The 21,223-nt window shown below is 69.8% G+C and carries 16 protein-coding genes and 1 pseudogene; 8 read left to right on the forward strand and 9 right to left on the reverse strand.

All coding sequences use genetic code 11. The features are described from left to right. Window positions 1-65: 65 nt before the first annotated feature. The 5 genes from ABZ808_RS13840 (at window position 66) to ABZ808_RS13860 (ending at window position 2,514) form a co-directional block, all read left to right on the forward strand. Window positions 66-299: a hypothetical protein gene (locus ABZ808_RS13840; protein ID WP_357005247.1), complete on the forward strand. Its 234-nt coding sequence runs from the start codon at window positions 66-68 to the stop codon at window positions 297-299. Window positions 300-404: 105 nt separating this feature from the next. Continuing rightward, window positions 405-1,616, forward strand: coding sequence for a transcriptional regulator (locus ABZ808_RS13845; RefSeq protein WP_357005250.1), 1,212 nt, complete (start codon window positions 405-407; stop codon window positions 1,614-1,616). A 333-nt stretch (window positions 1,617-1,949) separates the two neighbouring features. After that, on the forward strand, window positions 1,950-2,129 hold the full coding sequence (locus ABZ808_RS13850; protein WP_357005254.1) for a hypothetical protein: 180 nt from the start codon (window positions 1,950-1,952) through the stop codon (window positions 2,127-2,129). Beyond that, window positions 2,126-2,344 (forward strand): hypothetical protein, encoded by a 219-nt coding sequence (locus tag ABZ808_RS13855; RefSeq protein WP_357005258.1) that lies wholly within the window; start codon window positions 2,126-2,128, stop codon window positions 2,342-2,344. The genes ABZ808_RS13850 and ABZ808_RS13855 overlap by 4 nt, the downstream gene beginning before the upstream one ends. Next, a complete protein-coding gene (locus ABZ808_RS13860; RefSeq protein ID WP_357005261.1) occupies window positions 2,341-2,514 on the forward strand; it encodes a hypothetical protein in 174 nt (57 codons plus the stop codon). The genes ABZ808_RS13855 and ABZ808_RS13860 overlap by 4 nt, the downstream gene beginning before the upstream one ends. A 104-nt stretch (window positions 2,515-2,618) precedes the next feature. On the opposite strand, the gene ABZ808_RS13865 is transcribed toward ABZ808_RS13860, so the two are convergent. The 9 genes from ABZ808_RS13865 to ABZ808_RS13905 form a co-directional block, all read right to left on the reverse strand. Next, window positions 2,619-3,380 (reverse strand): maleylpyruvate isomerase N-terminal domain-containing protein, encoded by a 762-nt coding sequence (locus ABZ808_RS13865; protein ID WP_357005264.1) that lies wholly within the window; start codon window positions 3,378-3,380, stop codon window positions 2,619-2,621. Between the two features lie 140 nt (window positions 3,381-3,520). Beyond that, window positions 3,521-4,198, reverse strand: a complete 678-nt coding sequence (locus ABZ808_RS13870; RefSeq protein ID WP_357005268.1) for an HAD-IA family hydrolase — start codon at window positions 4,196-4,198, stop codon at window positions 3,521-3,523. Between the two features lie 143 nt (window positions 4,199-4,341). Then, window positions 4,342-5,295 (reverse strand): AEC family transporter, encoded by a 954-nt coding sequence (locus ABZ808_RS13875; RefSeq protein ID WP_357005271.1) that lies wholly within the window; start codon window positions 5,293-5,295, stop codon window positions 4,342-4,344. Between the two features lie 670 nt (window positions 5,296-5,965). Then, the gene (locus ABZ808_RS13880; protein ID WP_357005274.1) at window positions 5,966-6,139 is read right to left on the reverse strand and encodes a hypothetical protein; all 174 of its coding nucleotides are present in this window, start codon (window positions 6,137-6,139) and stop codon (window positions 5,966-5,968) included. 149 nt (window positions 6,140-6,288) lie between these two features. Continuing rightward, the gene (locus ABZ808_RS13885; protein WP_357005277.1) at window positions 6,289-12,477 is read right to left on the reverse strand and encodes a carboxypeptidase regulatory-like domain-containing protein; all 6,189 of its coding nucleotides are present in this window, start codon (window positions 12,475-12,477) and stop codon (window positions 6,289-6,291) included. Window positions 12,478-12,492: 15 nt separating this feature from the next. Next, window positions 12,493-12,654: a hypothetical protein gene (locus ABZ808_RS13890; protein ID WP_357005280.1), complete on the reverse strand. Its 162-nt coding sequence runs from the start codon at window positions 12,652-12,654 to the stop codon at window positions 12,493-12,495. Window positions 12,655-12,735: 81 nt separating this feature from the next. Continuing rightward, a complete protein-coding gene (locus ABZ808_RS13895; protein ID WP_357005283.1) occupies window positions 12,736-15,630 on the reverse strand; it encodes an AAA family ATPase in 2,895 nt (964 codons plus the stop codon). A 420-nt stretch (window positions 15,631-16,050) separates the two neighbouring features. Further along, the gene (ectB, locus tag ABZ808_RS13900) at window positions 16,051-17,301 is read right to left on the reverse strand and encodes a diaminobutyrate--2-oxoglutarate transaminase (RefSeq protein WP_357005286.1); all 1,251 of its coding nucleotides are present in this window, start codon (window positions 17,299-17,301) and stop codon (window positions 16,051-16,053) included. Between the two features lie 182 nt (window positions 17,302-17,483). After that, complete coding sequence (locus ABZ808_RS13905; protein WP_357005289.1) at window positions 17,484-17,681, reverse strand: MbtH family protein; 198 nt, start codon at window positions 17,679-17,681, stop codon at window positions 17,484-17,486. Window positions 17,682-17,859: 178 nt separating this feature from the next. On the opposite strand from ABZ808_RS13905, the gene ABZ808_RS13910 reads away from it, so the two are divergent. The 3 genes and pseudogenes from ABZ808_RS13910 to ABZ808_RS13920 all read left to right on the forward strand — a co-directional run. Beyond that, entirely contained in the window at window positions 17,860-18,807 is a 948-nt protein-coding gene (locus tag ABZ808_RS13910) for an ornithine carbamoyltransferase (RefSeq protein WP_357005292.1), read from the forward strand. After that, window positions 18,804-20,276, forward strand: coding sequence for an amino acid adenylation domain-containing protein (locus tag ABZ808_RS13915; protein WP_357005295.1), 1,473 nt, complete (start codon window positions 18,804-18,806; stop codon window positions 20,274-20,276). The genes ABZ808_RS13910 and ABZ808_RS13915 overlap by 4 nt, the downstream gene beginning before the upstream one ends. Further along, a pseudogene (locus ABZ808_RS13920) lies at window positions 20,273-21,160 on the forward strand (pyridoxal-phosphate dependent enzyme); the annotation flags it as partial. The gene ABZ808_RS13915 and the pseudogene ABZ808_RS13920, both read left to right, overlap by 4 nt. Between the last annotated feature and the right edge of the window lie 63 nt (window positions 21,161-21,223).

Genomic DNA, 21,223 nt, shown 5'->3' on the forward strand with positions numbered 1-21,223 from the left:
TCCTGAGAGGATCCGCGTTGAACGCGGTGCACGGACAATGGGGATATGAAGCGAGGGTTCGCCTGATGCGGTTGACTGGGACGCGCGCCGACGGCGCGGCGGCTACGGGCGCGCGGGCTGCGGGTGCGGCGTCGCTCGGCGCCCTGGCCGTCGGGGCGTTGGCTGTCGGGGCCCTGGCTGTCGGGGCGCTCGTCATCGGGCGGCTCGCTATTCGCCGGGCCGTGGTGCGGGAGCTGCGCGTGGGCCGGTTGGAGATCGACGAGCTGGTGGTGCACAGCCGACCCGGCGTCGAGGGATAACCCGCTCCGCCTTCGGCGTCAGCAGCATGGCGGCCGGTAGCCTTGAGCGTGACGACGGCCGATGGGTCGGTGGCGCATTTCCCGCGCTACGCGAGGAGGTTCCGGGTGGATGCCTTGCCGGAGTTGACGTTCGGGCAGCGGTTGAAGGTCTACCGGGAGCGGTCCGGCAAGACTCGTGCGGTGCTCGGTGGGTTGGTGGGGCGCAGCGCCGAGTGGGTCAAGGCGGTGGAGACGGATCGGATCCTGCCGCCACGCATTCATATGCTGGATCGGATCGCGCGTGCCCTCAAGGTCGACGTGTCCGCCCTGGTCGGAGAGCTGAGCGATCGTTCGGCCGTGATCAACGGGCCGGAGCATCCGGCGCTGGCGTCGGTCCGGGATGCCGTGAACCGCTTCGCGATCTCCGGAGACATCCCCGTCGAGTCGTTGCCCAGTCTCCGAGGGCGGCTTGCGGCGGCGTGGCGGGCCCGTCATCAGGCGTCGGATCACCGGACGGTGCTGGGTGGGCTGTTGCCGGGGCTGCTGCGGGACGTGCAGCGTGCCGCCTTGGCGTACGAGGGTGACGAGCGGCGGCAAGCACAAGCGTTGCTGGCGGAGACGCTCGGGTTGGCGCAGATGTTCATCGCCTACCAGCCTGCTGCGGAGCTGCTGTGGCGGGTGGCAAACCGGGCGATGGTGGCGGCGCAGGAGTCCGGTGATCCCGAGGCGATCGCCGGTGCGGGGTGGTGCCTGTGCCAGGTGCATCGAGACGCCGGGGATTGGGACACCGCCATGGCGGTGACGCTGGACGTGCTGTCGGCCCTGGAGTCGCGGACGGCCGACGGAAGCATGAATCTGCTGGCGCTGTGGGGGTCGCTGAACTTCGAGGCCGCCTACACGGCCGCTCGTGCCGGTGAGGAAGGGCGGGCCTGGCGGTACTGGGACCGCGCGGACCGGGTGGCGCAGCGCCTGCCGCAGGGGTTCTACCAACCGCAGACGTCGTTCTCCCGGGTCATCATGGGCGCTCATGCGGTGACCGTGGCGGTCGAGCTGCAAAAGTCCGGGGAAGCGGTTCGGCAGGCACGCCGCCACGACTCGGCGGCGATTCCGTCGAGGCCACGTCAGGCACGCCATCTCATCGAGGTCGCGCGGGCGCACTACGGCAAAGACGACAAGGAAACAGCCGTAGCAACCTTGCGGCAGGCGTACGAGTCGGCTCCCGAGACGGTCCGCTTCAACGGGTACGCCCGACAGATCACCCTGGACCTGCTCGACGGTCCACGGTCTACCCGCGACGATGCCCGTGACCTCGCGGTGAAGGTTGGTCTGGTCTCGTGATCTAGGGGTAGGAACCCTACCCATTCCGCACTGCGACTCTCCGTAGCGTCACCCCACGGGATGCGGCGGGCGGTGCGGCAAACGCCTGGTCGCCGCGTCCCCCTCAGCAGAGGGCGATGATGCCGCCCTCGTGAGCGACGAGGGAGGGCGCGTGCGGCGCGTCTCGTACGACGAGTATCTGTCGGCCACCGCGTTGACTTTCGCTCGGCGGCATCGGCCGGTGTGGTCGTGGCGGCTCTGGCGGCGCGTCTGCCGCTGCGGAGTCGACCTGCCCTGCCGTGCCCGACACCGGATCCCGATCAATCGTGGTCACTGGCCTGGGGAGGGTGAGCAGTGACCGGCGGGTCGGAGCGGGTGATTCTCGCGGTGCACGTTCGTGGGCTCGACGGTATGTGCGTCGGCTGCCGGATGTGGTGGGCGCGGCTGACGTCGTACCCCTGTTGGCAGGTGGATTGGGCGACCAGCCGGCAGGCGCGGTCGCTGACGGCGGCGGTGCTCGGAGGCCGCGCATGACCACGCACGGCCCGGTGCTGCCTATCTGGAGCTGTGGTGGCTGCGATGCGCCCTGGCCCTGCCGTACCCGGCAGCGCGAACTGCGCGCGGAGTTCGACGGCGCTCCGATTTCTCTGGCCCTCTACCTGGGTGCCCAACTGGTGCGTGCGTCCGAGGACCTCACCTGGATGCCGGCGGGGACGCTGCACCGGCGTTTCCTCGGCTGGCTGCGGTGAGCATCCTTCGCCCTGGGGACGAGAAGTTCCACTACAGCGACGGCTCCCACAGGTGGATCCCACCGGACCCGGACTACGACCAGGAGATCTGGGACGAACAGGTCCGCCAGCACAAGAGAGGCCACCTCAGGAACGAACGCCCAAAGGTCCGCATCCAGCGCCTCGTCTGACGCCAGCATGCCGTCTGACCTCGCATCAAGCGATCCGACTGCCTTGCCGAGCGTGCACACCGAATAGGTCACTGCAACCAACAGATGCGTCACAAGTGCGCGTTCTACGCGTTCGGGTCCCAGTCTGCGAGCTGCTCCATCGGCTCGATGTCGCCGGTGGTCGCTAGGCTATCGAGCGGGATGCGCGCGTAGAAGTAGAGGACCATGTCGCTTGCTGCGCCTCGCATCGCCATGTCGCCCGGCTCCGCGTCGGCGGCGAGGTCGTCGCAGCGGACGCCGTCGGCGTTGAGGGTCAGACGCCAGGAGCGGCCCTCGGTCGTGTGCAGGTCGATGGTCGCCGACTTGAACGGCCAGGGGACGGTCGTCGTCGAGACGGTCGTCAGGAACTCGTCGACGCCCTCGACCGCGACGTCCGTCGGCAGCGGCTGTGCGGCCGCCTGAGTGAGCTGGGCGTCGTAGGTGTGGACGGCGATCTCCTGAATCTGGTGCCGGGCCACGGCTCCGCTGGTCCCCGGGGCCTGCGAGCGGCCCCACCAGGTCCAGCAGCCGCGGTCCGGGCCTGCCTCGCGCATCGCCTCGAGCATGAGCTCGGTCGACTCGGCGAGCCAGGCGTCCAGGGCTTCGCGGTCGCGGGGCGCGGTCGGGGCGCCCTTCGGGTCCGTCCTCGCCGGGGGCTCAGCGCCCGGGCCCGCCGCGATGATGGCGGCCTGGCGGCGGCGGCCGTCGCCGAAGTGCTGCGCCAGTTCGCGCAGCGTCCAGTCCGGGCAGGTCGGGACCTGGACGTCAAGGTCGGGGGCGGACGCGATCGCGGCGCGGAACGCCGCCGAGCGGTCTTCGATCAGCCGCAGCACTTCGGGGAACTCCAAAATGGTCTGTGTATCACTGCGCTCCGGCGGCCGGGTAGCGAATTTGCCGCACGAACGCGTCGACGGCCGGGCGGCAGCGCTGGAGGACTTTCTCGCCTGACAGTCTCGCCCACCCATCGTCCGCTCACGGCGCCGTCCGCTCATCGGAAACTGTCCACGCGCCGGGCCAGTCCGGCCAGGACCGCGTCCAGCGACAGCTCCGCGGCACTGGGCAGCAGCAGGTCCGCGGCCGTGAAGCGGTCGTGGTCCGCATTCGGGTTCGGCACTGCCACGCAGCGCAGCCCGGCCGCGTGCGCCGCCTCCACGCCGTGCGGGGTGTCCTCGAATGCGACAGCCTCCTCTGCCGGCAGCCCGAGCCGGTCCAGCGCCAGCAGGTAGACGGCCGGATCCGGCTTGTGCGCGGCCACCTCCTCGCCGGTCGCCAGCACCTCGAACCGCTCCCGCAGCCCGGCCCGATCGAGCATCGCGCCCACGTGGGTGACCGGGGAACTGCTCGCCACCGCCAGCCGCAGCCCCAGCTCCGCGGCCCGGTCCAGCCAGCCGACGATGCCGGGTGCCGGCTGCAGCGCCGCATTCAGTTCCGCCCGGTACGCCATCCGCAGGGCGTGGCTGGACTCGCGGTCGTAGGTCGGTCCGACCGCCGCGGCGAGCGCGGCGTAGCGCGGCTCGTTCGCGTCGCCGCCGTGGTTGGCGAAGAAGCCGGCCGGGTCGAGCTCCAGGCCGTGCCGTAGCCACTCCCAGCGCCAGCTCTCCAGCAGGGTGCTCTCCGTGTCCATCAGCAGGCCGTCGAAGTCAAAGATCAGCGCCTTGATCGTCACGGCGGCCAGTATCGCAACCTCTGCGACCGGTACCCGGGCTCAGTCACGCCGGCTCCCCGTGAGGTCGCAGCGAAGAGTGAACAACCCGGCTGATCTGCTGTCGGCACCATGGTCGGCATGACTCACCATGATTGCTGGACGAGTCAGTTGACGGACCTACCGAGCAGCGTCGCCGCCACGGCCAGGGTGGCCAGTGACAGCGTCGTGGTCACCACCACCGCCCGGTTGGCCACCTCCTCGCCGGCGCCGTACTCCTGGGCGTAGATGAACGTGTTCTGCGCTGTCGGCAGGCCCGCGCAGACCACCACGGCGAGCAACTGCGGCGCGGACAGGTGCAGGGCCAGCCCGGCCGCGTACGCGATGACCGGCTGCGCGACGAGCTTCAGCGCGGCGATCACGGCCAGCTCGGCCGGTTGGGCCGGCTCTGCCGGCTCTGCCGGCTCTGCCCGCGACGGCGCCGTGCGATGCAGCGACGCGCCGAGCGCGACCAGGGCGGCCGGAACCGCGGCGCCCGACAGCAGGGTGAGCGACGCGTCGGCCGCCGACGGCAGATGCAGGCCGGCAGCCGACCACACGACACCGAGCAGCGACGCCAGGATCACCGGGTTGCGTACCGGCAGGGAGGCGAAACGGCGGACCCGTACCCGCCCAGCCGGGTCGCTGTGCCGGTCGAGGGCGACCAGGATTACGGGCGTCACCACCAGCACCTGCAGCAGCACCACCTCCGCCAGGAACGACACGTTGCCGAGAACCTGCGTTGCGATCGGGATGCCGAGGTTCGCCGAGTTTACGTACCCGGCGGCCATGCCCCAGATCGGCCGTTCGCCGGGCGTGCGACCGAACAGCCAGCTCGCGCCGACCCACCCGACCCCGATGACCGCGGCAGTGCTCACCCCGAAGGCGAGCAGCGAGCGGCCGGCGAACCCGGAGAGCGGCATTCGCGACAGGGTCAGGAACAGGGCGGACGGCATTGCAAGGTGGAACACGAAACGGCCGAGCACCGACGCCACCGCCTCGCCCAGCAGGCCCGATCGACAGGCCGCGTAGCCGAGCGCGGTGAGGATCCAGATCGGTACGAACGCCGACACCAAGCTCATACGGGCGTCACCGGCGGGCGGGCGTCGCGCCGGCTCAGGGACTGGCGGGCGTCTGAGGCGTACGAGTCGAGAAAGCCGTCATCGACCGGCCGCAGAGTGAGCCCGGTTCCGTGACACCCCACCGCGCTGTCGCCGGTCTTCAGAGACACCGACGCGTCCAGGGTGCGTACCAAGCCGCCGAGCCGCCGGGGGTTGTCCACGTGTACGCCAAGCGGGAAGCCACGCGCTCAGCCTCGCATCCCGTCCGGATCCCAGCCGCACACGTGCTGACCGATTGACAGAGATCAAGCTGGAGAGTGTCGGATCTGCCGGGTGCCGTTCGTTGGGAATGCTCCGCTCGCTGGTGGGGATGGTCCGGTCGCGTCCTTTGGAGCTGAATCGCTTACGACATCGACCGACCGACGCCCCTGGGCGGGTGCAACCGTGCGCGAACCGGCGATCATCCGAATGGCGTCACCCGACTACCTCGCGGGGACGGATTCTCCGAGCGGAAGAAGAGAGGGCGGTGCAGGGTCGGCAAGGCCAGACAGTGTGCCCGAATCGTTTACGGCATCAGCTCCAAAGGCACCGCGATCTGCCGCTGACCGCGCCCGATCAGCGTCCGGTCGTGCTGGATTGGCGGACGTCTGCCGCGCGGGTGGCCGCTGCTCGCTATCCGAGGGGCACCGCCTCAAACGACGTCGGCGAGATCGCGCTGCGCCATCAGGGCGACGGTAGCTTCGATCGCTGCCCTGGTAACGGTCGGTACGACAGCGATAGCCGGCTCGGCGAAGTAGCCAGGCATCCACATGGCGCTCTGCACGCAGTCGTAGTCGTCCAGCGAAGCGGGGTAGACGACCTGCACGGTTCCGGGCTGGGCAGGGTTGTGGTTCGTACCGGCGACGAACTCGGATATCCGGCAGTCTCCGACCCGGCGGCGGAACCCCTTGGAACGGCCAGAGCCTCCACGGCGATCCTTCTCCGTGGAGGCTCTGACCACTGCTTGCGGCTAGCTCACAGGCGCGGGTCCTCCTGGACCTTCAGGGCGTTGAGGATCGGGTCGCCCTCGCCCTTCTCGCGGGTGAACTCGATCGTCAGATCGCCGCCGGTGTGCTCGACGGTGACCGTGTTCATGTCCGCGGTCAGCGCACCCACCTTCGCCTGCACGTCGTGGTCGTAGAGCGCGACCTTGCCGTCGACCAGAACATCGAAGGCACGCTTGCCGGCCTTGACCTTCTCGATCTCCGCGAAGTCCAGACCGATCCGGTACGTCCCGGCAGGCGCGTTCTTGAACACGTAGCTGAACGTCTCGCCGGTCCGCTGGGTGCGGAACAGCGCGTCGTCAGTCGTACCCGCGATGTCGGCCTTGGTGGCCCGCGTCTTGCCACCGACGTAGCCCCACGGCCGCTTGCCGAGTTCCTGGTCGGGCGACCAGACGAAGCCGTCGGCGCCGACGTACCCGGATCCGCCCACGTCGACGCCCTTCCAGTACGCCGAGGTCGCGAGGCGGACCGGCTTGAGCTGGGTTTCGCCCTTGCCGGCGTTCGACGCCACGAGCAGATCCCCGACGAGTACGCCGGGCGCGACACCCGCGTTGTCGGCGGTCGCCGTGACCGTGGTGGACTGGCCGGCCGCGAGCGTGACCGTGCCGGTCGCGGCCGCACCCGTGAGGGTCAGCCATCCAAGGTCGGCGGCCTCGTGCCCGCCGTCGTCGGTGCGCTTCTGCTCGCTGATCCGCACGTCGAGCGGGGCGGAGCCGGTGTTGGTCACGGTCACATCGGTCGACGCCTTCTGGCCCTTGTCGAGGAGCCAGTCGAGGTCACTTCCGGTGACGGTGGCGATGCCCGTGGTCAACGCCGTGTCGATCACCTCGGCCTGATCCTTCTTGGCGATCGTCACGGGGTGGCTGGCGGTGACGTAGTTCGGCACCGACACCTCTACGGTGTTCTCGCCTACCAGCGCCTGGGCCTTCCACCGGCCCTTCACGTCGGTGGTGATGACCCGCTCACCGCCCGGCCCCTTGAGCGTGATGATCGCGCCCTCGATCGGCTTGCCGTCGTTCTTGTCGGTGACCGTGCCCTCGATCGTGCCCGACGCCGGGAGGGTGTACTCCAGGCCCAGGCCGGCCTTCAGGACAGCCTGGTCGAAGGAGTGCTGGCGCGCGGGGTTGCGCGTCAGGCTCTCCACGCCGACCGTCGCCGACGACCCGCGGGTGAGCGGGTTGTCGCCGCCGACGCCGTCGCCGTACCCGATCTGGATCCGTCCGTCGGCGATCAGGGTGACCGAGAAGCTCACGCGAGCCGTCCGGTCATTGTAGAAGGCGACGTTGCGCCACTCGATGACCTGCGCCGCCAGCCCGTCCACCTCGGTCTTGCCGAAGTAGATTCCTGCCTCGTCGTCGACGATGAGGTCGTCCCAGAGCGGGTAGATGGCGTCGATCGGGTACGGCGACGGTAGTGCCGTGTTGCCCCCCGACGTGCTGGCGCGGTCGAAGGTCAGCGCGCCGTTCGTCGTCACGCACACGCCGTCCCAGGCCGTGTCGTAGAACGGGAACAGGAAGCTGGAGTCGAACCACAGCACGCCGCAGGAGTCATCGCCGTGCCAGCCGGACTCCTCGGTGCCCTGACGGTAGAGCCCCTCGGTGACCTTCACCGAGTACGAGCGGCCGGCGGGGGCCACCGGCACGGGGCCCGGCTCCGGCTGCTCGGGCTGGGGCTCCGGCTCCGCCACGTCAGCGCGCGGGTCGAGCGTCACCCGCAGCGCGGCGATGGTCGGTGGCTTCAGGCCCTTCGAGCCGCGCAGCTCCACGGTCAGCGGACCGCCCTCGTGCTTCACGACGGCGGTGCGCCAGTCGGCGGCGTTCGGCCCCACGACCGCAGCCGGGTCGTACGCGTACTCCGTCAGCGATCCGTCGACGAGGACGTCGAACACCCGCTTGCCCTTGGCGACCTTCTCGATCTCGGCGAACCCGAAATCGATCGCGTAGGTGCCCTTGGGCGCGTCCGGGAAGCGGTAGAACAACTGCTTGTCCGGCGTGGTGCGCTGCGACTGGAACAGGGCGTCGTCCGTCGTACCCGCGATCGCGGTCTTCGTGGAGGCGACCTTCGTCTTCCCCTCGTAGCCCCACGCCTTCTTGCCGGCGGCCTGGTCGGCGGACCAGGTGAAGCCGGAGCCGTCGGTGAACTTTGCACCGCCGGCGTTGACGCCGACCTGGTACTTCGTGGTCGTGAGCGTCACGGGGATGTAGGTCTTGGACTGGCGTCCGGAGTCGGACCTCAGCACGATGTTCGCGCCGAGGACTCCGGGCTTGGCGTCCTTCGAGGAGATGGAGACCTTGACGGTCGTCGACTGACCCGGGGCGAGGGTGCCACCGGTCGACGAGAGCGACAGCCACGGCAGGTCGGTGAGCAGGTCGTCCTCGACGTCGACCAGCACGACGTCGTCGGCGAGCTGGTCCGCCGCCCACAGCGCGCCGGTCGAGTCGGTCTCCAGGCCGCCGCCCTGGCCCGCCTTCTGGCCCGGGAACCACCACGCGTTGACAAGCGAGCAGTCGTCGGGGTCGACCTGCAACAGGCGGGTGGGCCTGTTCGAGGTGAGGTCGGTGTACCAGATGGTGTCGGACGCCTGGTTGTAGGCCAGGCCGATCACCTCGGGCAGCGGCGGTGTGCAGAAGGACAGCAGCGCACCCGGCTTGTCGTGCGACGTCCCGGCGACGGTGCCGATCATGCCGTTGGCCCGACCGCCGACGTAGAACACGTCCCGGGTCGGGTTGTAGGCGAGGCCGGTCAGTGGCAGCGTGGACCAGTCACCCTTGACCTGCCGGGTCTCCTTCCCGGTGTTCCGGTCGAAGCAGTGGATGTAGCTGGCCGGGGCGTCCTCCATCTGGCACATGTCACCGGTCTTGGTGTCGAGCGCCATGTCGAACGCCCGGTACGCGGGGTTCCACGCCGCGTCGAAGACCTTTCCGGTCGGCTTGCCCGTCACCGTGTAGGCGGTGTTGGTCCGCTTGTTGTAGTCGTGGACCCAGACGTCGCCGTCGTACCCGATGCCGGTGGGCTCCTTGTCCTCGATCTTGCCCGGGATGGGGATCCGGGTGATGACGTCTCCGCCGGAGGTCGCGCCGACCTTGCCAGCGGCCTGGGCTTCCGCGGCGCTCGACGTCGCCGCCTTGCCGTCGACGTTCGACGGCTTCATGCCGCTCGCGCCGGCCTTCCAGGCGGCGAGGTCGATCGTGCTGGCCACGCCCTTCCCGGTGCGCGCGGTGGCGCCGGCGGCGTCAAGGTCGGGGTGACGCGCTGCCTCACCCAGGTTGTACGTCAGCGGAGCGGAACCGTTGTTGGTCAGCGTCAGCGAGCCCACACCGTTCTGGTCGGTGCCCAGCAGCGCGTCGAGGCCGTCGGCCTTCAGGCCGGCGACACCCGTGGTCAGACGCGCGTCGATCGTGGCCTTCGCGTAGAGCTTGTCGAGGGAGAACGGGTACGCCGCGGTCGTGTAGTTCGGCGTGTCGACAGTCATGGTGTAGTCGCCGACCGGAAGTTGGCGATGCACGAGGCCCGTCGCGTTGGTCGTGACGGTCTCGACGAGCCCGAGCTTGTTGCTGAACGAGACCTTGGCCCCGGCCACCGGCAGCCCGTCGTTCTTGTCGACGACTGTCGCGTCGAGGTATCCGAAGTCAGGCATGTCGTAGGTGACGATCATCCCGTCGCGCAGCACCGGGGCGCTCTCGGAGAACCGGATGCCGTCGACCCCGGCCCAGCCCTGGATTCCCGTGATGGCGTGCCCGCCGGCGGTCACCGGGTCGTCGGACCCGACGCCGTCGCCGTACCCGAAGATCACCGTGCCGGAGCGGGTGAGCGTGGCCGAGAAGTTGACCGGCTCCGTGTACTCCGACCGGATCGGGTACGCCCACAGCTTGGCGTTGCGGTACTCGATGACGAACGCGTCCTCGCCGCCGACCTTGGTGGCTGCGGTGAAGATGCCACCGCCGGGGGCGAACTCGATGGGGGAGTTGACGTAGAACGGGAAGATGCCCGCACCGCCGCTACCGGGTCCGGTCGTGGTGTCCGGGGAGATCACGCCGCGCAGGCCGACACCGAGGGTGTCGTGGCTGCCGTTGTAGAGCGCGATCGGGAACGGCAGCTTCACCGTGGCCCACACGCCGCTGGTGATCGCGACCGGGTCGGTGCCGCGCAGGTACTCGCCCTCGGAGACGGCGCAGCTGTAGCCGCCCTTGTCGACGACGAGCCCGACCGGGATCTCCGGCGACTCGTTCTGCGCGCCCACGGTCAACGGAATGGTGGTGGGCGAGAAGCAGGCGTTGGGCTTGACGGTCAGCGTGTACGAGCCCTCGGGGACGCCGGTGATCTGGTACGCGCCGTTGGCGTCCGTGCGTACCGGCTTCAGCGGCGTGCCCGTGAGGGAGACGTCGGCGTTCGGCACGGCCTGCTTCTTGTCGTCGACGACCCTGCCGCTGATGTCGTGCTTCGCGGCGGCCGTGAGCGGCAGCTTGACGGAGGTGTCCTGGCCGAGGGTGATCGTGACGTTGGCGGTCGCGGTCAGGTAGCCGAAGACCTTGGTGGTGAGCTGGTAGTCGCCGACCGGGAGGTTCGTCGTGAACCGGCCGTCCTTGTCGGTTCCGATCGACCGGCTGAACGGCCCGCTGATCGTCACCTCGGCCGCGGGGACCGGGGCGCCGTCGGCGGTGACCACACCGGTGAGGGTGCCGCCCTTGCGAGGCGCGAGTTCGAGCAGGCGGACGAGGTCGAGCCGGCCCTCGCCGTACTTGTTGTTGATCTGGGCGGTGCCGCCGCACTCGGTGTCGTCGACGTCGACAGCCGACTCACCGAGCAGACGGCGGGTCTCCTCGACCTGCCCGATGAGGGTCGGGTCGTAGCTCCACAACGCCGCGACGGCACCGGCGACGTGGGGTGACGCCATCGACGTGCCGGACATTTCGACGTAGCTGTTACCCGGGTAGGACGAACGGACGGCGTCGCCCGGAGCGGAGATTTCCGGCTTGACCCGGCCGCCTTCGCCCTCGCCCTTGCGGGAGAACAACGCGAGCGTGCCGTCCGACGTGTAGGCGCCGACGGAGTAGGCACTCTCGGCGGAGCCGGGCGAGGAGACGGTGTCGCAGGCCGCGTACGGCGTGGTGTTTCCCGATGACCAGACGCTGAAGATGCCTGCGGCGCTCCAGGCCTCGTCGATGGCCTGGAAGAAGTCGTTGAAGCTGTGCTCTTCGGTCTGGCCCCACGAGTTGTTGACGACGTGGGGGCGCTTGGACGGGTCGGGGTTGTTGCCCTGGACGTCGGTCGGGGCGAGCAGCCACCAGCCGGACCGCAGCAGCGACTCGACGCCGGTGCTGTCGCAGCAGCCGTTCGTCGCGATCCACTGCGCGTCCGGGGCGACGCCGACGTGGTTGGTGCCGTCGTCGCCGACCATGGTGCCCATGGTGTGCGTGCCGTGGCCGTTGTCGTCGCACGGTGCGCCCGTGCACGTGCCCCGGGCGGCCATCCAGTTGTAGTTGTGGTCGACGGTGCCGTCGGGCTTCGTGCCGCGGTACTGGTGCATCAGGGCGGGGTGGTCGAACTGGACGCCCGAGTCGAGGTTGGACACGGTGATGCCCGCACCGGTGGCGCCCATGGCCCACGCCTGGGGGGCGTGGATGGCGTCCAGACCCCACGTCGAGGTGCCTGCCTCGGCGGTGGCCTTCGGGGCGGCGGGGCGGGGAGCCCGGTCAGCCGGGCTCTTCTCCTCCACGGGCTCGACCAGCGCGACCTGCGGCGTCGCGTGGATCTCGGCGACCTGCGTCATCGAGGCCACGTTGAGGGCGAGCTTTTCGCTGCCACCCTTGACGAGCACGGTGTTGGCGATCGGGTAGGAGGTGTATTTGACGCCCGCCCGATCGAGTTCGGGGGAGACGGATGCCAGGGACTTCTTCGCCGCTGCGGTCAGCGCGTCGTAGACGAACGTCCCGCGAGCGGCCCAGTCGGTGATCTTCTTCGCCGGCTCAAGGTCGGGTTTGGTGTCGAACGTGATCCAGAAGTCGGAAGCCGGCTCCGTGCGAAAGCGGTCTTTCAGGCTCGGCGCGATCTTCTTGGCGGCCGTGCCGGGATCCGGCTCGGCGGCCGACGCCGGTGGTGCCTGGATCATGCTGAGGCCGACCGCTACGGCAAGCGTTGCCGCGAGGGTTTTGAGTCTCATGGGGGTCCTTCCCGCCTACAGGGGTTGGTAGGGGTCGTGGCTCTCGTGGTCGTCGGCACCGGCGGCGTCGTGGGCGTCGGAGGCGTCGCGGTCGCTGTCGTGCGGTTTACGCGACAGATCGAGAGGTGGCTCGTGCTCGCCGGCGGAGTCGTCACGCGCGACAGGTCGCTCAGGCATGCATCGCCCAATGGCTATGGATCATGCAGCCATGCTCGGTGCGGACGAGTGACCTTAGCTATCCAGCGGATACGTCAATTTTCATGACGGGTCATCGAGGGAGTTCTCTTCCGCGAACACTCCGGCCTCCACAGCCTTGACCGCGAGCGCCGTCCGGGAGGTCACCTTCAACTTGCGCATCGCCGCACGCAGCTGCTGATCCACCGTGGCCGGCGACTTGGCCAGGATCCGGCTGATCTCCCGGTTCGTCTTGCCGGCGACGACCAGTTGGACCACGTCGAGCTCGCGAGGTGAGAGCTGGTCGCCGTACCCTCGTCGGCCGCCGCGCCACAGTCGCGGGACCTCGGCGCCGTGTTCGCGAAGCCGCTGTGCGACACGGTCGGCATCGCCGCGAGCGCCAAGCCTGAACAGTTGCTCGTACTGTGCGGCCAGCAGCTCGCGGCCCTGTTCGGTCTGGCCTTGGGCGATGAGCGCCTCGGCTTGACGCTCGCGGGCGAGCATGGCGTCGTAGGGGCGCGGCAACGCGCTCCAGGCACGCGCCGCCCGGTCGTATGCCGTCGCCGCGCGGGCGTGGTCTCCGGCTGCGGCGAGCAGCAGGGCACGGCAAACGGCGAGCGCGGCGCGAGGCGCGGGCGCCGTACGGCCACGCAGTCCTCTGGCGAACTGGTCGCCCAGGCGTGTCGCGGCCGTCAGGTCGCCCGCGGCGAGGTGCGCCTCGATCCGGGCGGGGACGAGGTCCGTCGCCCACACCCAGATGCCCTTTCTGCGTACGGTGTCCATCGGCTCGTTCGTGATCTGCAACGCCCGGCCGCTGTTTCCGTCCGTCAGCCACAGTCTGGCCAGCGCGGCGGCGGCCTCCATCGTGTCGTCGGCCGCGCCGAGACGGGCAGACTCCTCGAGGACCAGCCGGAACTGCTCCTCCGCAGCGCGTCGCCGTCCGGCTGCGGCTGCCAGCCGGGCCGCGAGACGGATGCTGCCGAGGTAGTGCGCCGGCCGGTCCCGGTCGGCGTCGGCGAGTGCCGCGCTCTCCTCCGCCAGACCCTCCCACCGGCCGGTGAGCCACGCCAGGTTGGCCTGTTCGAGCCGGACGTTGTGCTGCAACCGGGACGCCTGCTCGGCCTCGGCAAGGCGCATGACCACGGCGAGGTGTTTTTCGGCGTCGGCGTACCGCCCCCAGATCAGCGCGCCGGTCCCGACATTCGCGTGGATGCGGGCCACGTCGAGACGCTCCGCCGAGGTCGCGCCGTCGACGGGCAGGTCGGCGACGACGTCCCAGGCCTCCTCCTCGCCGAGCATGAGCAACGCCGCGGCTCGGTTGCCGGCCAGGTTCAGCCGCTCCGCGGGAGAGTCGAATTCGGCGGTGAGCTCAGCGGCGCGATCCAGCCACCGCCGATGGGTCGACGCCGGCCACGGCCCCGCATAGGCCCATCCGAGGTAGGTCATCGCCCGCGCCGCCTCGACCGGGTCATGGTCGAGGTTGGCCACCGCCTGCTCCAGCTCGCTGAGTGCGGCCTGCGCCTCACCCCCGGTGATCAGGAGCCGACCCAGGGGGTTGCGGATCTCGGCCTGCTGACGGGCCGAGAGGCCGGGGGTCTCCAACACCGAGCGCAGGGTACGGATCACGCGGTGGTAGACCTCGTCGACCGGTTCACGACGGCCCAGTGCGGCAACTCCGGCGATGCGCGCGACCCGTGCCCGATCCACCGGTGGCAGCACGGCCCACGACAACAGATCGACCAGCAGGTCGACCGCCTTGGTGTGGTCACCTGAGGCCATGGCCAACTCGGCGCTCTGCTCGGCGTACCGCGTCCAGGACCGCGTCTCGCCCGCCTCACGGAAGTGGTGGGCGAGGCGTGCCACAGACGGCGGATGGATGTCCTCCAAGGCCCGGCCGGCCAGCAGGTGGAAGTGCCTGCGGTCGGTCAACGGGATCGCTTCGTAGACAGCCGTTGCGGCCAGCACATGCCGGAATCGCCACTGGCCGCGGTCGTCTCCGTCCAGGACACCGGCGCCGGCCGCCTCCGCGATTGCGCCTCGACACGCGGCTGGTGACAGACCGGCGGTCATCGCGATCGTGGCCACCGATGACCGCTCGGCCAATGTGGCCGCGGCTCGCAGCACCTGCTGCGCCGTCGGCGACAGACGGCCCACCCGCTCCCGGGTGGAGTCGCGCACCGTTGGCGGCACCTGTAGCTCACGCAGCTTCAGCCGGACCCACTGCCCGTCGCGGAAGACGAGGTCGGCGCGGTCGCACATGAGGCGAACCGACTCCTCCAGCGCCAGAGGGACGCCACCGGTCCGCTCGTGCATGAACGTGGTGAACTCCCGCGATATCGGGTTGCCGTCCAGCATCGAGGACACCAACGCCGCCGTGTCATTGGGTCGCATGGGCGCCAGCGCGATCCTCAGCTGGGTCACGCCAGCAGGCAACCGGGACGTCAGCCGCAGCAACAGCGATCCGACGTCCACCTCCTCGGGCCGATAGGAGATCACGAGGCTCGGCCCGTCCGACTGCTGTCGGGAGGTGACGAACAGCAGGAACTCCAGGGTCACCTCGTCGGCCCAGTGCGCGTCCTCGAGCACGAGAACGTCGACACGCAGAGCCCGCAGCAGCTCGTCCAGGGCGCGGAACAGGCGATGCCGTGCCGCCTTCGCATCGTCCAAGGGCGGCAACGCGGGCGGCAGGTCCGAGGACCATTCCGGGAACAGGGGCCGTAACGCGCCGGCAAGCTCGGTGAGCCGCAACCGCGACACCGGGCGGTCGATCCCACGGAACGCGTCGACGATCGGCCCCAACGTCAGCGACTCGCGAAGCGGTGGGCACACCGAGACGAGAGCAGTGCGATGGTCCGGCGCGGCCAACCACTCTCGCAGCAGTCGGCTCTTCCCGATCCCCGCCTCGCCCTCTACCAGCACGATCGCCGGTGGCCGGGCCAAGGCGCCCCGAAGCGCCGCCAACTCCCGATCACGTCCCACGAAACGCGGCGTAGAGACCGTCGGTGGAGTCCCGTCGTCCTGGGGCGAGGGGTCGAGCATGCGTGATGATCTCGCTTTTCGATGCTCGGGCGCAACCGGCTACCCCAACAGCTGCGGCGCGACGCTGCCCTCACGGTGTCTTGCCAAATCATCTCAGTCATTAAGATAACTGCATGGGCTCATCGACTGGCGCCCACGGCGGCAACACCGCGCTGCGCGACGCCGCCCTGCTCGGCAGGAAACTGGTCGAGGCCCCCGCCTCCGGGGTGGCGACACCGCGCAGCGGTCTGCCTGACTGGGTATCGCGTGGCGTGACTCGGCGGGAGAACTGGTCGGACGCCCCGGCCCGGACCACCACCGAGGTGGCCTGTTCGTCCCCGATGGTGTCGTCATGCGGCGGCGCGGGCCCGGACGGTGCACTCAGCGATCGACCGCTGCCGCCACCGCTTCCTCCAGGATGCCGAGGCCCTCGGCCAGTTCTTCATCCGTCGATGTCAGGGGCGGCATGAGCTTCAACACCTCGTCAACGGACCCGGACGTCTCCACCAGCAGCCCACGGGAGAACGCCTCCCGGGCGACCCGTCCGGCCATGCGCGGTTCCCGGAAGGCCAGACCCCACACCAGGCCCCGACCACGTGAGGCCGCTATGTGCGTTGGGTGCCGACCGGCGAGTTCCGCCAGGCCCTCCTCGAGCAGGATGTCCCGATCCGCCGTCTGCTTCTCCAGTTTGCTGTCGGTCCAGAACTCCTTCAGTGCGGCGGCCGCTGTGATGAAGGCGGGGTTGTTGCCGCGGAATGTTCCGTTGTGTTCGCCGGGTTGCCATACGTCGAGTTCGGTGCGGAAGAGAGTGAGGGACATCGGCAGGCCGTACCCGCTGATGGACTTGGAAAGGCAGACGATGTCGGGGGTGATTCCGGCGTGTTCGAAGCTGAAGAAGGGGCCGGTGCGGCCGCAGCCCATCTGAATGTCGTCGACGATCAGCAGTACGTTGCGGCGGGTGCACAGCTCGGCGAGGTCGGCGAGCCAGGTCGCGCGGGCCGGGTTGACGCCGCCTTCGCCCTGCACGGTTTCCACGATGACGGCGGCCGGTAGGTCCACTCCGCTGCTGCTGTCGGCGAGCATGGTGTCGAGCAGGGTGAGCCCGGATATCTGGCCGCCGGCGAAGCCGTCGTACGGGATGCGCAAGGTGTGTCCGAGTGAGACGCCGGCGCCTGCGCGTACGGTGGCGTTTCCGGTGACGGCCAGTGAGCCGAGTGACATGCCGTGGAAGGCGCCGGTGAAGGCGACGACGGTGTGGCGTCCGGTCACTTTGCGGGCGAGTTTGAGTGCGGCCTCGACGCTGTTGGTTCCGGTGGGTCCGGGGAACTGTACGCGGTAGTCCAGGCGGCGTGGACCGAGTACCCGCGATGCGAATTCGGTGAGGAAGTCCTGTTTGGCGGCGGTTAGCATGTCGAGGCTGTGCGTGACTCCGTCCTGCTCGAGGTAGTCCAGCAGGGCTCGCTTGAGTATCGGGTGGTTGTGGCCGTAGTTGAGGGCGCCGGCGCCGGCGAAGAAGTCGAGGTAGACGCGGCCGTCGCGGGCGAACATGCGGCTGCCTCGCCCGTGGTCGAACACGACCGGCCAGTTCCGGCAGTAACTACGGACCTCGGACTCAATTGTCGGGGCGATCATGATGTCTCCTCGGAGTTGGAGCTGCCCGTCCACCACGGTCTTGGAGTCGCGTCGACGTAGGCACCGACGTCCACGGCGCTGAACCGCGGGCCCCTCGGCGGCCAGGAGGTTCTGCTGCCGGCCGCCACACACCGCGCTCGACGGAGCGGCGTGACAGTGCGACGTGGTGCGAACCCGGGCCTTCAAGCCTGAGCCATCTGCTCCCGCAGGCTTCGCGGCCGCATGTCCGACCACACCTTTCCGATGTGATCCAGGCACTCCTGCTTCGACCCGGACGTCCCTTCCGCGGTCCAGCCGAGCGGCAGTTCCCGGTCGGCCCACCAGATCGAGTACTGCTCCTCGTCGTTGCGCACGACGCGGTAGACACCGTCGTCACTCATGGCCCCTCCGGCGTGGTCGGGTGATCCGAATATGTGAGCCCGATACTGCCGGGCCCACTCGGACCATCCATAGAGACGAACGCGCAGACGCGTCGTGCGGTCCCGTCCCTGTTCGACAGTCCCCTGCGGCGCGCAGGCTCTGGTCACGGCGGATCGCCACCTGGAAGGGGGGCTCGACATGGCTGAGCGACACCACCTGATCTCTATCGACGACCTCTCCGACGACCAGCTGCGCTGGATCGTCCAGCGCGGCGCCGAGTACTCGCGTGGTTCCGCGGGAGCCGCCCAGCCCTTGTCCGGGACGGTCGTCGGCGTGCTGTTCCGTAAGACGTCCACCCGTACCCGGACCGCGTTCTCCGCCGGTGCGCTGCGTCTCGGCGCCGAACTGATCACGTACGGCCCTGACGACCTGCAGCTGACCACCGGCGAGTCCGTCGAGGACACCGGCGCGGTGCTGTCCGGCATGCTTGACGTTCTGGTCGCCCGTACCGCCGGGCCGGAGGCCGAGTTTCGGGCGTACGCCGCGCAGAAGCGCATGTCGGTGATCAACGCGATGAGCGCGGTCGAACACCCGACGCAGGCCCTCGCCGATCTCACCACGATCGTCCGGCACTTCGGTCGTGTTGAGGGCGTACGGGTGCTGTACGTGGGGGAGGGGAACAACACCGCCTCCGCGCTGACGCTCGCGCTGTCCCGCTATCCCGGCATCGAGCTGCACCTGCGTACCCCGCCCGGGTACGGGGTCGAACAGAGGTACCTCGATCAGGCGGCGGCGTCGGCCCGGCGTAGCGGCGCGCGGGTCGAGCAGCGGCACGATCTGTCGGGCCTGCCACCGGTCGATGTCGTCTACACCACCCGTTGGCAGACCACGGGATCGACGAAGCCGACGCCCGACTGGCGCTCCGAATTCGCCCCGTTCCAGGTCAATGAGGCGCTGATGGCAGCCTGCCCGGGCGCGGTGTTCATGCATGACCTGCCGGCACACCGGGGCGAGGAGGTGACCGGGGCGGTGCTCGACGGACCTGGGAGCATCGCCTTCGCCCAGGCCGAGAACAAGTACCACAGCGCCCGGGCGGTCCTGGAGTGGTGCGCCGCCGACCGGCCGAGCGGCGGAGTGGGGCTGTGACCACCTTTCTCGACGACATCTTCACCCACGCCGCGTCCCGGCCCGCCGCGCCGGCGATCGTCACCCCGGACACCGTCATGTGCTACGAGGATTTCGCCGCCCGGACCGATCGGCTGGCCCGGGCGCTGGTCGCCCGGGGCGTCGGACCGGAGCAGGTCTGCGCGGTCATGGTCGACCGAGGCCCGGAGGCCGTCGTCGCGATGGCGGCCGTGCTTCGAGCCGGCGGCGCCGTCCTCGCCCTCAACGCCGAGCTGCCCGATCAGCGGCTGGCGGCCATGGTCCGCACCGCCCAGGCCAGGTTCCTGGTCACCACGCCGTCCCGGGCCGGGCAGCTCGACTTCCCCATCGACGGCCCGACCGTATTCGTCGACGCGCCGGACGTGCCGGCGACCCTGCGACCGTTGTCGCCCCGGTCGCTCGCCTACGTGAGTCACACCTCCGGCTCGTCAGGGCCGCCGAACGCGGTACTGCTGGAGCACCACGGCGTCACCAACTACCTACGGTTCATCGTCGCCGACTACGAACTCGGTCCGGACACCGTGGTGCTGCAACTCGCGCCGTTCGGGTACGACGCCTCGATCCGCGACACGTTCGCCCCCCTCGTCGCCGGCGGGCAGGTGGTCCTGGTACCGCGCTCCACCCTGTTGCGGACCGGTCAGTTCGTCGCGGCCGTCCGGGATTGGGGGGTGAACACGATCCTCTCGGCCACCCCGACCTTCCTGACGTCGCTGCGGCAGAGCGAGCTGCCCGACCTGCGGCTGACGGTGTCCAGCGGTGAGTCGCTGCGGCCGTTCCTTGTCGCCGGCGGCCGGGACGGCGTACGTGGACGGATGATCAACCAGTACGGTCCGACCGAGACCACGATGACCTCGACACGCTTCGTCGTGCCGCCGGTCCCCGACACGACGGTCGACCTGATCGGGACACCGATCGACGGCGTCAGCGTGCGCCTGCTCGACGATGATCTGCACGCCGTGCCCGACGGTGGCGTCGGCGAGGTGTGGATCGGTGGATGTGGTGTCGCGCGCGGGTACAGCGGCCGGCCGGCGTTGACCGCGGCCCGGTTCGTGCCGGACCCCCATGGCGCGCCTGGCACACGCATGTATCGCACCGGGGACCTGGCGCGCCGGTTGCCCGACGGTGACCTCGTGTACCTGGGGCGCATCGACCGGCAGATCAAGATCCGTGGAAACCGGATCGACCCGGCCGAGATCGAGGGCGCGCTGCTGGCCCACCCCGCCGTCGCTGGCGCGGAGGTCACCGCAGGTACCGATGTCAGCGGCCGGGTCTTCCTCATCGCGCACGTCGCCGGCGCGTCGGCGGAGGTGACGGACTCAGCATTGCGCGCACATCTCGCGATGACGTTGCCCCACCACATGATCCCGCGACGGTTCGCCCGGATCGACAGCGTACCCACGACCGTCAGCGGCAAGACCGACCGCCGGGCGATCACCGTGGACGGGCCATGAGGACGACGGGCATCGGGCCCACCCTCGCGGACGTGCGCATGGCCGCCGACCGGATCACGGGCCTGGTGGACCGTACCCCGGTGCTGGCCCTGGATTCGCGGGTGCTGCTCAAGGCCGAGCACCGCCAGCGCGGCGGCTCGTTCAAGGTCCGGGGCGCGGCGAACGCGATGCTCGCGCGGTACGCGGACGAGGTGGTGGCTGGTTCGTCCGGTAACCATGGCATCGCCGTCGCCATGCTCGGTGCCGCGTTGGGCATCAGGGTGACCATCGTGATGGCCGCCGGGGCCAGCGACGGCAAGGCACAGGCGATCCGTTCGTTCGGCGCCAGCGTGGTTCAGGTTGCCGGTGGCGTGGTCGAACGTGACCGCCGGGCCGAGGACATCGCCGCGGCGACCGGAGCGGTCTTCGTGCCGTCCTCCGACCATGAGCTGGTGGTGGCCGGCGCCGGCACCGTCGGGCTCGAGGTGTTCGAGGAGGTGCCGGGCGTGTCGACGATCTTCGTACCGACCGGCGGCGGTGGCCTGCTGGCCGGCGTGTGCCTGGCCGCGTCGGCGCTGTCCCGGCCGGTGCGGGTCGTCGGGGTGGAGCCGATGTCCGCCCGTCGATACGCCGTTTCGGTCGCCCGGGGTGTGCCGACGGAGTTGCCACCGTCCCGGACGATCGCCGACGGTCTTCGAGGGCAACGACCCGGTGCGGTTCCCTGGCCGATCATTCGGCACCGGGTCGACGACCTGATCGGCGTGACCGACGACGCGATCACCCACGCGATGGGGGTCCTTCGCCGCGTCGGTGTCAGCGCGGAGCCGAGCGGTGCGGTGGCGCTGGCCGGCGCGCTACGGCGCGGATCCGCCGGCCGCGCGGTGGCGATCGTGTCCGGTGGAAACGGCACGGCCGGCAACGGCAGCACCCGAACAACAGAAGAACCTCCGGCAGAACTGCTGCCGGCG

The organism is Micromonospora sp. NPDC047527 (assembly GCF_040643015.1).
In the GTDB taxonomy this organism is placed as follows: domain Bacteria; phylum Actinomycetota; class Actinomycetes; order Mycobacteriales; family Micromonosporaceae; genus Micromonospora.

Bases quoted from the DNA above. Each gene is read 5' to 3' on its own strand.
- ABZ808_RS13840 (WP_357005247.1), top strand. From the start codon at position 66: ATGCGGTTGACTGGGACGCGCGCCGACGGCGCGGCGGCTACGGGCGCG.
- ABZ808_RS13855 (WP_357005258.1), top strand. From the start codon at position 2,126: ATGACCACGCACGGCCCGGTGCTGCCTATCTGGAGCTGTGGTGGCTGC.
- ABZ808_RS13875 (WP_357005271.1), bottom strand. From the start codon at position 5,295: ATGAGCTTGGTGTCGGCGTTCGTACCGATCTGGATCCTCACCGCGCTC.
- ABZ808_RS13885 (WP_357005277.1), bottom strand. From the start codon at position 12,477: ATGAGACTCAAAACCCTCGCGGCAACGCTTGCCGTAGCGGTCGGCCTC.
- ABZ808_RS13890 (WP_357005280.1), bottom strand. From the start codon at position 12,654: ATGCCTGAGCGACCTGTCGCGCGTGACGACTCCGCCGGCGAGCACGAG.
- ectB (WP_357005286.1), bottom strand. From the start codon at position 17,301: ATGATCGCCCCGACAATTGAGTCCGAGGTCCGTAGTTACTGCCGGAAC.
- ABZ808_RS13905 (WP_357005289.1), bottom strand. From the start codon at position 17,681: ATGAGTGACGACGGTGTCTACCGCGTCGTGCGCAACGACGAGGAGCAG.
- ABZ808_RS13910 (WP_357005292.1), top strand. From the start codon at position 17,860: ATGGCTGAGCGACACCACCTGATCTCTATCGACGACCTCTCCGACGAC.